The organism is Ferrimicrobium sp. (genome assembly GCF_027364955.1).
Lineage (GTDB): Bacteria > Actinomycetota > Acidimicrobiia > Acidimicrobiales > Acidimicrobiaceae > Ferrimicrobium.
This window is the reverse complement of sequence record NZ_DAHXOI010000004.1, coordinates 78064-89701: the sequence shown is the minus strand read 5'-3', so window position 1 is coordinate 89701 and position 11638 is coordinate 78064. Positions and strand designations below refer to the sequence as shown.

The 11638-nt window shown below is 59.2% G+C and carries 10 protein-coding genes; 5 read left to right on the top strand and 5 right to left on the bottom strand.

All coding sequences use genetic code 11. The features are described 5' to 3' along the window. Positions 1-213: 213 nt before the first annotated feature. The 3 genes from M7Q83_RS04165 to M7Q83_RS04155 all read left to right on the top strand — a co-directional run bounded on the left by M7Q83_RS04165 (position 214) and on the right by M7Q83_RS04155 (position 3093). Entirely contained in the window at positions 214-1155 is a 942-nt protein-coding gene (locus M7Q83_RS04165) for a LysR family transcriptional regulator (RefSeq protein ID WP_298335685.1), read from the top strand. Positions 1156-1245: 90 nt separating this feature from the next. Beyond that, a complete protein-coding gene (locus M7Q83_RS04160) occupies positions 1246-2160 on the top strand; it encodes an SDR family oxidoreductase (protein WP_298335683.1) in 915 nt (304 codons plus the stop codon). 276 nt (positions 2161-2436) lie between these two features. Next, on the top strand, positions 2437-3093 hold the full coding sequence (locus M7Q83_RS04155; RefSeq protein WP_298335682.1) for a phosphate uptake regulator PhoU: 657 nt from the start codon (positions 2437-2439) through the stop codon (positions 3091-3093). Here the strand turns inward: M7Q83_RS04155 and M7Q83_RS04150 are convergent. The 5 genes from M7Q83_RS04150 to M7Q83_RS04130 all read right to left on the bottom strand — a co-directional run bounded on the left by M7Q83_RS04150 (position 3090) and on the right by M7Q83_RS04130 (position 8954). Continuing rightward, positions 3090-3746: an ATP-binding cassette domain-containing protein gene (locus tag M7Q83_RS04150; protein WP_298335680.1), complete on the bottom strand. Its 657-nt coding sequence runs from the start codon at positions 3744-3746 to the stop codon at positions 3090-3092. The genes M7Q83_RS04155 and M7Q83_RS04150 overlap by 4 nt on opposite strands. Further along, positions 3739-4578 carry an ATP-binding cassette domain-containing protein gene (locus M7Q83_RS04145; protein ID WP_298335678.1) on the bottom strand — a complete coding sequence of 280 codons (840 nt, stop codon included), beginning with the start codon at positions 4576-4578 and terminating at the stop codon, positions 3739-3741. The genes M7Q83_RS04150 and M7Q83_RS04145 overlap by 8 nt, the downstream gene beginning before the upstream one ends. Further along, entirely contained in the window at positions 4575-7706 is a 3132-nt protein-coding gene (locus M7Q83_RS04140; RefSeq protein ID WP_298335676.1) for an FtsX-like permease family protein, read from the bottom strand. Before M7Q83_RS04140 ends, M7Q83_RS04145 begins: the two co-directional genes overlap by 4 nt. Before the next feature lie 99 nt (positions 7707-7805). Next, positions 7806-8456 carry a response regulator transcription factor gene (locus M7Q83_RS04135; RefSeq protein WP_366526370.1) on the bottom strand — a complete coding sequence of 217 codons (651 nt, stop codon included), beginning with the start codon at positions 8454-8456 and terminating at the stop codon, positions 7806-7808. 69 nt (positions 8457-8525) lie between these two features. Further along, positions 8526-8954 (bottom strand): universal stress protein, encoded by a 429-nt coding sequence (locus tag M7Q83_RS04130; protein WP_298335673.1) that lies wholly within the window; start codon positions 8952-8954, stop codon positions 8526-8528. 600 nt (positions 8955-9554) lie between these two features. Between M7Q83_RS04130 and M7Q83_RS04125 the strand changes: the two genes are divergently transcribed. Further along, on the top strand, positions 9555-10853 hold the full coding sequence (locus M7Q83_RS04125; RefSeq protein ID WP_298335671.1) for an MFS transporter: 1299 nt from the start codon (positions 9555-9557) through the stop codon (positions 10851-10853). A 44-nt stretch (positions 10854-10897) separates the two neighbouring features. Then, positions 10898-11623, top strand: a complete 726-nt coding sequence (locus M7Q83_RS04120; protein ID WP_298335670.1) for a hypothetical protein — start codon at positions 10898-10900, stop codon at positions 11621-11623. Positions 11624-11638 lie beyond the last annotated feature (15 nt).

Sequence of the window (11638 nt, the reverse complement as noted above, 5' to 3'; positions counted from 1 at the left end):
CAGTATCCTAACCGAACACGATCCACACAGGGTCTGCTCACCCGCAGCGAAAAAGTGAAAGGAGCCGACAGGGGGGTGTCGGCTCCTTTATAGGAGCAACGGGTTTGGGGGGGGAACCATTTCCGTTGCTGTATTACATACTACTCATCAATACCCTCAAGACCAAAGCTTTTTTATGATAGTTCATATCAGTTTTCGCGATAGGCTGGCCGCATGGAGCTCCGCCAACTACGTTCGCTGCTCGCGGTCGAAGAGGCTGGGAGCTTTTCCGCTGCTGCCGAGGCGCTCGACACCGTTCAATCCAACATCTCAGGGCACATCTCTCGCCTCGAGCGCGAGCTCAACACGCTCCTGATCGACCGGCGGACGGGTACGCTCACCGAGGAGGGGGAGATTGTAGCCCGCCGATCACGAAGGTTACTCGAGGAACTCGAAGAGATCTACACCGACTTAGACGGCCTCAAGGCCGACATCACCGGTCGTGTGCGTCTTGGCATCATCGCAACGACGGCGGGTTGGTTGTTGCCACTCCTCCTTGATCGACTCAGGACCACCCATCCCCGGCTTGAGATCGAGATCGCCGAGGGAACCGCCGCCTCACTCCAACGACGACTCCACTCAGGTAACATCGATCTCGCTCTCCTCACCACTCCGCTCACCATCGATGGTCTCACCTTTGAATCACTCTTCACTGAGACCTACGTGCTCGTCGTGGGCGATGATCACCCGCTCGCCGCCCGAAGCTCGATCTCGCTGTACGAGGCGGTTCAGTACCCACTGATTGTCCCCCCCAACCACGTCGCTTTTCGCGAGGAACTCGAGGCGATGGCCGCCACCCGTGGCCTCACCCTGCATCACACCGCCGAGATCGATGGTCTGCATGTCGTCGCCATGCTTGCCCTCGCGGGATATGGCTCGGCTATCCTGCCCTCGAGTGCGATCCTTCACCTCACACAGGTGGTACCACGAGTCGCCATCCCAATCTCTGACCTTAACCCACGCCGCGTTGGCGTTGGTCGCTACCGCAATCGCATCCAATCGGCTGCCTCAAAGGCGGTAGTAGAGTCACTACTCCTTGTCGTTCGCGGGCCCTCAACGATCTTACCTGATGGCATCACCGCCGCTATAAGAAATCCCGATCGTACCCACGCTTGATATAACTAGACCGAACAAGAAATCGAATCGGCTGCCTTTTAATGTCTCCACTTCAGTCATAGAATAGATTCAGAACGACAAGGAGGAAAGATGGCAAAGTTTTGCGACCAACGGGTGGTAATCGTCACAGGAGCGGGGCGAGGCATCGGACGGGCTCACGCTCTTCTCTTTGCTCAGCACGGGGCGAAAGTCATCGTCAATGACCTCGGTGCGGAGGTGGATGGCTCCGGCTCGAGCACCGGCCCTGCTGGCGAAGTCGTCGACACCATCCGAGCCGCCGGAGGGGAAGCCGTCGCCAACGGAGATGATGTGGCCTCATGGGAGGGTGCCCAGCGGATCATCAACACCGCCATCGACACCTACGGCGCGCTTGATGTGGTGGTCAACAACGCCGGGATCCTGCGTGATCGGATGATCGTCAACATGACCGAAGACGAGTGGGACCTCGTCGTCGGAGTGCATCTCAAGGGCACCTTCAATATGGTACACTGGGCGGCGAGTTACTGGCGTGAACTCTCCAAGGCGGGCACGCCACGCGATGCGCGCATCATCAACACGACATCCGCCTCGGGGATCTATGGAAATGTTGGTCAGGCCAACTATGGTGCAGCAAAGGCTGGCATCGCTTCGCTAACCAATATCGCCGCGATGGAGCTAGGTCGTTACGGTGTGACCGTCAACGCCGTAGCACCGGTCGCCCTGACGCGTATGACCGAAAATCTTGGCATCGTCGCTGACGACGACCTCAAAGCCAAGGAACAACTCGCCCCAGAGAACATCTCACCGCTCGTGGTGTGGCTAGGGTCCGAACGCTCGCGGCCAATCACTGGAAGGGTCTTCGATGTCGCAGGCAATCATGTCGATGTCGCCGAAGGATGGCATGCCGGACCAGGTGTCGATGCCGAAGGAGTTCGCTTCACCGTCGAGGAGCTTGATCCGCTGATGATCGACCTCGTCGCGAAGGCACGTAAGAACGCGGACATGTCCGGCCACGAACCAGCCTGACCTTCTTCGCGCCTGTCCCCCTCGCACCCATGTGCGATCGCGTGGATACGATCGTATGGATACGGTTCTGTGGGTGCGGGTGTATGGGCCTTCCAGGGGCACCGCGGCTGCCGAAGGCACAGACCCCAGACTGAGCTACGTAGCCTGCCTTCAGGCGCTTTAGCTACGCCTACGCCAAGACGAACCCACTGAGGAGGTCGATCTGTACCGCGACATGAGGACGGACCGCCATAACGAGGAGACCGCTCTTCGAGCGGCCTCTAGACTAGGTCTACCATGACTATCGTGCACCACTATCGTAATACATCGATAGATCAGCGTGTCCTCGAGCTTTTTGCCCTCGTTGGTGATAGCTTTGTCGGCGCAAAGGAGGCACTACTCCACAGCGACACCTCCATCGCCACCCGGCTGGTCGATCGGGAACGTCGCATCGACGAGCTCTACAGCACCCTCCAGGGCGAGGTGAGCCAGCGCCTCATGGATGACGACCATCATCCAGGCGAGTTGCACTACCTCGTTGGCATCGTACGCATTATCCCCGAACTCGAGCGCAGTGGTGATCTTGCAGAGCACATCGCTCGTAAGGCAGCGCTGGATCTCACCCGAGATCTCCGACCTCGTTGTCGTGGCATCATGGAACAGATGGCTGAACTCGGCGCTTCCATGTGGACGCAGGCATCGTTAGCCTTCGACGTTCAGGATCCAACCGTGGCCACCCACCTCGATCAACTCGACGAGAACCTTGACGACCTCCATGTCTCCTTTATGACCGAGGTAGCTTCCTCTACTCCCCCGATCGCCATCGCGATGGAGCTCGCCCTCGTCGGGCGCTTCCTCGAGCGCTTTGGAGATCATGCGGTCAATCTCGCACGGACAACCGCCAGCCTCATCACCCAGGTCGACCCCTACCCAAAGGCCAGTTCAGAGGACTAACCAGCGGCCTCGACACCGACGAGCTCACCGTCAGCGAGGCTCAAGCTGGTCGTCGCATACTCGGTAATCGTCTGGTCATGAGCAGCCACCAGCACGAGGTTACCGGCCTTGGCATGACCTAACAGGAGCTCCATCACCCGCTCCCGGTTGCCGGCATCAAGCTCAGAGGTAGGTTCGTCGGCGACTAAGATCCGGGGACCGACCGCCAGCGCCCGCGCTACCGCCACCCGCTGTTGCTGACCGCCTGACAACTCGCGCACCAACCGGTTGGCAAGTCCATCGAGTCCAACCACCTCGAGGAACTCCTCCACTGGACGCAGATCCCCTCCACCCTTCCAAAGCTTTCGGCCTAGTTCGACGTTCTCTGCGACCGTTAACGCCGCCACCAGGCCAAAAGCCTGCGGCACCAGTGCACTGTCATGGAGATCGGCCTCCCGACGGCGTTGATCGGATTCGATCAGTTGCACGTGCCCTTGATCGGGGCGCACCAACCCACAGATGGTGTGCAGCAGGGTCGTCTTGCCTGATCCCGATGGCCCGATCAACGCGACCAGCTCACCGACGACGAGATCGAGCTCGCGAATCGCAAGGATCTGCGTCGCACCCCGCCTTACCACCAGGTCCCTGATCTCGACCCCAATCACCTCACCCATGAGCATCCTCCTCGACCAGCAGCAACTCCAGCCCTCCGTCGATCTGATTGACCTTGACGAGCGAGTCTGGAGGCAAGACGTGTCGAAGGTGCGGGGGTAGTTGGAGCGTGCCGTCCTGGCCAACCACCGCGAACTCCTCGCCAAAGCGTCCCTCGGCACCCACCCTGCCATCGCGAATGGTGATGGTACGTGGCATGGCTTGGGCGATATGGGGATCGTGGGTGACGATCACCACCGTCGTATGGTACTCGGCGTTAATGCGCATAAGTAGATCAACCACCAGATCGCGGCTCGCGTGATCGAGCTGACTCGTCGGCTCATCTACCAATAACACGCTTGGATCATGGACCATGCCGACCGCCAAAGCACACATCTGTTGCTGACCACCTGACAGAGAACGCACCACACGCTGCGCGATCGGGGCGAGGCCCAACGTTACCAAGAGTTCCTCTGCTCGTAAGCGAGACTCCTTCGTGTCCGCCGCAAAAACAAGGTTTTCTCGAACGGTACCATAGCCGAGCAGATTGTTGGCAGCACCCTGGAGCACCAACGAGACCTCCCGCCCACGCAGACGAGCGAGCTCACGAGCTCGGTATTGACTGATATCCTTGTCACCAAGAAAGATACGACCTGCAGACGGGTTGAAGAGGCCTGCGATGAGCCGAAGAAGGGTTGACTTCCCCATTCCCGAGGGACCGAGGAGCGCGACCACTTCGCCAGGAGCGATCTCGAGATCGACCCCCCGGAGGGCGACGACGTCACCCTCTGGGATCGGGTAGAGGTGGACGAGTCCCATCACCCTGATGCCCAACTGCTGTGTCGTTGTAGTCATCGATCACCTGCCCGTAGTTCATCAAAACTCGCTCGCCCCACGACCCGTGTGGCTGCAAGGGCACCGACGGCGAGGGCTGCGATCACCACCAACACAATCACCAAGATCTCGCTTACCACGGGTAATGCATATCCAAAGTGCAGATGGTCGAGACCCGAGTCGATCTCAGGGAGCACCGGCAAGGCCAAACGGGCTCCAAGTACTCCCGCCACCACTCCAGCAATAGCCGCCGATATCACCAAGATCACGGCCTCGAGAATGTAGGCAACGATCAGACGAGGTCGACTCAGTCCTAAGACTCGCATCGCAGCAAACTCCGGGATCCTCCCGCGCCCCTCGACCAGGAGTTCAAAGGCCAAACCCAACAACACCACAACGATGCCAGCAGCGGCGGCGATCGGGAACAGTCGCTCCGCCAGCCCGAGTGGCTGGTTGGCGTAGCTCGCAGCGAGGGCCTTGGCAGAGGTGACACTCTCGACCACTACCCCTTCACGCTCGAGGCGCTGGAGGACGCTACTCGGTGCCCCTTTGGCGAGCCACACCTCGTCGCTCGCCAAGGAGGCCGACTCCTGCACGAGCTGCGCCTGGGTGAGGTCGACGATACTCGCATCGCCACCCACCGAGGGCAGGGACGCCAAGGTGAGGAAGGGACGAATATTGATCTGATTGCCATCGAGCCCGTTGATCACGCCCGTGCCCACCGCTGAGACCACATTGGCCGACAGCGTCGATCGCACGCTTTGGCTCACGATCGCTGGTAGATAGGTCGGGTAACTCCGAGGCACAACGGCGATCGTGGATCCACCCGAGGCCGAATAGGCAGTGAAGTCGAGCTGACTGGGTGAGGAGTGCACGCTTGTGGACACACCGGTAGCCCCCCTCCATGGCCCACGGAGGGCTTCAGTAGAGCGACCAGCCCCGGGCGAGACACCACCGAGCTCCGAGACCTCAATCGTGAAGTGTGCACCTGGAGCCACATAGCCACCATTGGTGATCACCGAGTAACCAATGCCGGAGAAGAGGCATCCGTCTTGTGCGCAGCCAGTGGCGATACGCATGGTCTGATTCGCAGTGGTCAACGGTACATAGATGCTATCAGGGACATCCTGGGCCTCATTGAGTAGGGTGACCTCAAGGTCGACCTGGGCGCCAGTCGGCACCGATCCCTTGGTGCGGGCACGAATGGTGAGGGTATTTGCGGTGACGCGATAGGCTTTAGCTCCAAAGGGTCCCAGTTCAGTGGCGATCTTGGCGACTGGCCCAGTACCGACCGCAGGTGGCCAGCTGACAACCCGTCCGAAACGGGCCGCCTGCACCGCCAACGTGGTGCCACTCGGCGCGCGATAGAGCTGCGCCGCCATGGCCGCATCACCCGTCGGGTCAGCGCGATCAACAGCGGCAACTAGCCCCAGATGCTTGGGCAATGCGACCGTGAGCACCTTTCCGGCGCCCACCTCGTAGTTGGCGACCTCACTGCGATGACGCGCGATCACCGACTGCGCCCCGAAGCCAAAGACCACCAGCGCGAGCGCAATACCAAAGGGAATAATCTGGCGCAGCATGCCTGAACGGGCCCGAAGCTGCCGGACGCTCAGATACCAAGCGATATGCCGCCCCCCGCGCGTGAGACGACGAGCAAAACGCAGTGCCAACGACGTGAGCGCAATGGTCACGATAGCGATACCGGCCCCGAGGAACGCAGGCGCCGCACCTGCGAGAGGATCCACGCTGTTGCCATTCGTTGGCGCGATCACCAACTGTGCCGTCAATACACCCGCTACCACAACAATCAACACATCGACCAGTGCACGGAACCGCCCTCGGTTGCGCAGCGCTGAACGGCTCGCCTCAAGGACCCCACGGCGTAGCGCTGTCGCCGCCGCAACGACGGTGACGACCAACGCGGCGACGACCACTGCGAGACCCGCGATATAGGTCGACCCCAAGATATAGAGCTGGGTGCCAGCAGCAAAGTACGCATGGCCAGCGATCATCACCGTCACATAGGCCCCAAGAAACCCGAGTGGACTCGCGATCACCAACACCACCAATGGCTCACCGATAGCGCGCAGAACGATGCTTCGCGAACGCACCCCACGAAGTTGGGCGAGCCGAAACTCCCCCATTCTCGACTGCACCATACGCCAAATTAAGGTGCCAAAGACGATCAGGCCCAACAGGACCAACTCCAAGATAATGACCGTCACCAATGTCGTCATCGAATTCTGTGAGGCGATAATCGAGCCAATGACACCAAAAAGACCGGAGCTCGCACTCGCATCATCGCGGGTGGCCACCCGCTCTGCGTAGCGATCGACCACCGCACCAGTGCCGCGATAGTTACGGATGTTAACTACTGCGGGGTTGAGTGGCATCTGGAGTAAGCGATCCACTCCCAGGTAGGAGTTGAAGTTGCTCGAGCGAACGACGCCGAACTGCGCCGCACCGCCAAAGAAGCCCGGAGCGACAATCAGTGGATCTAAGTTCACCGTCGAACCCGAGCCTGAGCCGAAAGCGAAGTAATTGTCACCCCACCAGTAGTTCGTGTTGGTATCGGGAATCGCGTAGGTCCCAACGACGAGGTAGCGCTCGCTCGTTCCCGCCCCCGGCACACCCGCCGGGATCAGCCCGGCCGCGACCTTCACCGTTGATCCTGTCTTGACGTGGAGGTACTGAGCAGAGCGCGCGCTGAGGAGAAGTTGATGATCGTTGAGGGGACAGTGTCCGCTATCGAGCTGGAGGTGCGCACAGAGCGCGGTACGCTCAAAGAAGCTCGATACAATGGCGGCACCCCGGAGCTGTGGTCCCGGGGTGATGGCAGCCGGAACCAGCGCGGTCAGCAACGGATGGGCAAACAGCGGACGGCCATCGAGCCGTGGCGCCTGGGTGATGGCCGCCAAGAGCTTTGCACGATCCAAGGCGCCGGTGGAGGTCACCTGCAGGCCGGTCTTAGATACGGGGGCGGCACGCAAACCACCGATCAGCACCGAGTTCTGTGCTGAACCGAGGTAGATCGGACCAATGGTCGCCCCAAGGATTGCCACCACCGCCGCAACTAGCAGGAAGACAAGAGCCCCTAGACGGAAACGGATTCCCCGAACAAACAGTCCAAATCTAGTCCAACCCATCGACTAACGAAGGATCCATCGCTTGAAGGCACACCCTGACACTCAGAAGAGCCTAGCCGGGTGGCGAGACCGTGTCAAGAACAGAAGGAAACTTGATACCTACAATTGCTCATGATCGAATCGCTTGCGTTCTGCGAGGCGTGCCCCAAGGGCCGCGGCCTCACTGCGATGGCGAACACCGAGCTTGGCAAGCAGGTTGGAGACATAGTTCTTTACCGTTTTTTCGGCCAAATAGACCTCAGCCGCAATCTCACGGTTCGTCTTACCCTCGACGATGAGATCAAAGATCTTGCGCTCCTGTTCAGTCAGACTCGCCAGGGGATCATCGGCACCCTCGCGAAGACGCTCCAGCAACCTGGTGGTCAACCCGGGATCGATAAGACTCTCTCCGGCTGCAATCCTCTTGATAGAGTGTACGAGTTCATCGACCTTGATCTTCTTAAGGAGGTATCCTGACGCACCCGCCATAATCGCGGAAAACAGTGCCTCATCATCGGAGAATGAGGTCAACATCACGCACCGGAGCTCTGGCGCCATCGATCGGAGGTCGCGACAGAGACTAATGCCGTCGCCATCGCCGAGCCTGACATCTAAGAGTGCCACGTCGGCCTCAACGAGCGCAAAGCGCTCCAATGCCTCCTTGACCCCTCCGGCCTCTCCGACCACCTCGATATCTGGATCATTAGAGAGAAGAGCCACGATACCACGCCGTACCACTTCGTGGTCTTCAACGATGAAGAGCCGTATCATCGTCATACCCTACTCACCATGTAGCGACCTGGCATCACCATGTAGCGACCTGGCATCTCCGTGCATCGTCTAACTGCGAACGATGACAACGGGCACCGGACAGTGATGGACCAGTTGATCACTGACACTGCCAAGCATCAGGGCCTGAAAACCACCATGACCGCGGGCACCCACGACCACCAGATCGGCCTTGTCGGCATGCTCAATAATCCGAGAAGCGGCGTTGCCGCTCTCCAGGGCAGTCTTTACCTTCACCCCGGGATGTGTCTTAGCGGCAACCTCAGCCGCCTCAGCCAAGAGCGCGTTGCCCGTCGCCTCAAATTCACCGATGACCGACTCTGAGAGCCCAAAACCGTAGTCCGGCTCAGTCCACGCATAAACGATTACCAGCTCAGCCCCACGCAGCTCTGCTTCGGCGAGCGCAAACTCCAATGCCGGTTTTGCCATGGTAGAACCGTCATAACCCAATACCACCCGATCATAACTCTGCCCAGACATCTCTCTCCTTCACGTCCCAACGACCATATCACACCCGCACCCACTGCTCAACCTGTCGGCAACAGCGCTCTGCGGCAGAACATAACCACTAGCACCAATACTAAGCGACACTCTAGTAACGAAGAACATCCTGTTTCTAGGGCCATAGGTCACTGATTCCCCTGACAATACTCCTTAACCCCTGGCTATTTTCGACCGAGAGTGGAGAAAGGCTCACCAATGAATCAGCGTGGAATCTAGGTGAGCCGAACTCCTACTCCACCCCACGACCCAGATGGCGCCCACCACGCGCCATCTGGGTCTCGCAATCCAAGCGAATCACTACCCTCCTCGTTCTCGAGTAACGCAGCTACGTGGGAATCGTCTTGCCACCTCGCCTCACGACTGCGCCAGGACACGCTGCATCTCCTGTTAGCCGCCATCACAGAGCAACTGCTGACCATCTATGAACCACGTATCCGCTTCAGCCGCGGGCCCTTCAGCTCGAATGCTCACTCACGAGCAGACAATCCACTGCAGTCAACCAGGCCAGCCGGTCGCGTGCCTAGGAGACGTCGTGCACTCGATCATAATCCCACCATGCTCGCTAGCATGGTGGGGGTGCAGCCACACTCCCACCGACGAGTCACCGAACGGTCCAAGGTGTGGCTCACAAACTACTTTGACGCCAGCTCCCCGCTCGGCATACTCCGTCGCATCCATGCACTCTCGATTTCATCGGATACCCTCATGACCGTCGCCCTCGCGGGTTCACTCTTCTTCTCGATCTCACCTGATGAAGCTCGCTCGAAGGTAACCCTCTACCTCCTTTTCACGATGGCGCCATTTGCGGTATTAGCACCGTTAATCTCCCCTCTCATCGATCGGGGTCCAAGAGTCCGGCGCATCGTCGTCATCGTCTCGGGTATCGTCCGCTTCGTCGGCGTCTTTCTCATGATCTTCGAGCTACGATCGCTCCTCCTTTTCCCACTCGCACTCATGAATCTGGTCGCCTCGAAGGCCTACCTTGTCTCCAAGTCATCGCTGATCCCTGAGCTCCTCGACTCTGATTCACGATCCCAGCTCGGGAGTCTGGTCAAGACCAACGCCAATATCACCCTGCTAGCGGCCATCGCTGGTGCCATCGCCGGCGTGATAGGTGCGGGAATCTTAAAGACTCCCTTTCTCGGGGCGCAGTACGACCTCATTGTCGAACTCATCCCCCTCAGCCTGTTCATCTATGAATCTCGTGCACTGATCAAACACTTACCGGTTCGCACGCCAGACCAACCACGAAATAGAAGTTCCAAGAGACGCCGTCCCAGCGGGCCCGCCTATGCACAGACACTGACGCTCTCGCTGCTTATGAGCGTTCTACGCGGACAGGTAGGCTTCTTCGTCTTTCTCTTGGCGTTCGCACTCAAAGGGGCGCACAGCCCAACCTGGCTCTACGGAGCTGCCTTAGCCGCGAGCGCACTCGGTTCAGCCCTCGCGACCCAGTTGACACCCCTTGTTCGACGCAAACTCGGTGAGACCACCATCGTGATACTGGGAACCATCGCCATTGTGGCCGTTGCATTTGTCGCAGCAACCCTCCACATCGGTATCGCAGGAGCGATTCTGATCGCATTTGTCCTCGGCGTCGCCGCGGGCGGCGCGAAGATCGCCTTCGATGCCAGCGTCCAAACCTCGATGGCGAAACATGAATATGGGAGACTCTTTGCCCGCTACGAGTCCTACTTTCAACTCTCCTGGGTGCTCGGTGCCTTCGTTGCCACGCTGGCGGATCTCACACTCGGCGATGGAGAGGCATTCCTCGGCGCAACAGCGATTTTAGCCCTTGCTTCTTACATCATCGCGATCTCCGCCCTTCGACACTCTGGAGAAGAGCCAAGTGCCGAGGATCCTGAGTGGCAGTGATCAAAGGTTTTGCGAGCTAACCAGTCCCAGTAAACTACTCGCCCATGGACGCACAAGCTCCACCCACCGATCATCGTTGGGCACCACGCCCGACGCTGGTAACCACCATCGACGAACTTGACCAGCACGCACGTCCCCATCATGGGAACACCGCGACGGCCCGAGAGAAGCGACAAGCTGCCAGCGCACTCCGCACCCAGTGCACCTTAACCGAGGTCGAGTGGTTAGTAGCTCATCCGAGCCCGAATGCACGAGAACTCGCCGCACAACTCGCACCAGACCTGGCAACAGCACATCTCGCTGTAGTCATGGCATTGCTCCGTAGGCTCGCTGATGATGAGAACTGGGAGGTCAGGGAGTGGGCGGCTGAAGGCATCGCCACCGCGCTCGACGGTTTCGTCGCGGAGACCCGTAGGTTTGAACTTACCAAACTCCTCGGTGACACCAATCCCTGCATCTTACGAGCTGGTATTGTTGCAAGTGGTTACCTTGCCGCGCGACTCACCTGCGAAGAGGCTCGGCCCATTCTCGCACTGCTCTTCGATCACGACCGTGAGCCTGATCGCTACGTCCGCAAAAACCTCTTTCCCTTCGCCATTGGCTCATACTTTGTACCTGCTCATCCAGAATGCGCAATCGCGACCGTCAAAGAGCGACTATCAACGGCCGACCCAAGCCAGATCGCCTCCTGGCAGCTCATTCTCAAAGCAAAGGCAGCTCAATCGTTACCAGAGCTTCGAGTGCTCCTTGATAGCGCCAAACAGCATTAAGGGGAAGAACCGAAG

Coding starts and splice junctions, on each gene's coding strand:
- M7Q83_RS04165 (WP_298335685.1), top strand. CDS start 214: ATGGAGCTCCGCCAACTACGTTCGCTGCTCGCGGTCGAAGAGGCTGGG.
- M7Q83_RS04160 (WP_298335683.1), top strand. CDS start 1,246: ATGGCAAAGTTTTGCGACCAACGGGTGGTAATCGTCACAGGAGCGGGG.
- M7Q83_RS04155 (WP_298335682.1), top strand. CDS start 2,437: ATGACTATCGTGCACCACTATCGTAATACATCGATAGATCAGCGTGTC.
- M7Q83_RS04150 (WP_298335680.1), bottom strand. CDS start 3,746: ATGGGTGAGGTGATTGGGGTCGAGATCAGGGACCTGGTGGTAAGGCGG.
- M7Q83_RS04145 (WP_298335678.1), bottom strand. CDS start 4,578: ATGACTACAACGACACAGCAGTTGGGCATCAGGGTGATGGGACTCGTC.
- M7Q83_RS04140 (WP_298335676.1), bottom strand. CDS start 7,706: ATGGGTTGGACTAGATTTGGACTGTTTGTTCGGGGAATCCGTTTCCGT.
- M7Q83_RS04135 (WP_366526370.1), bottom strand. CDS start 8,456: ATGATACGGCTCTTCATCGTTGAAGACCACGAAGTGGTACGGCGTGGT.
- M7Q83_RS04130 (WP_298335673.1), bottom strand. CDS start 8,954: ATGTCTGGGCAGAGTTATGATCGGGTGGTATTGGGTTATGACGGTTCT.
- M7Q83_RS04120 (WP_298335670.1), top strand. CDS start 10,898: ATGGACGCACAAGCTCCACCCACCGATCATCGTTGGGCACCACGCCCG.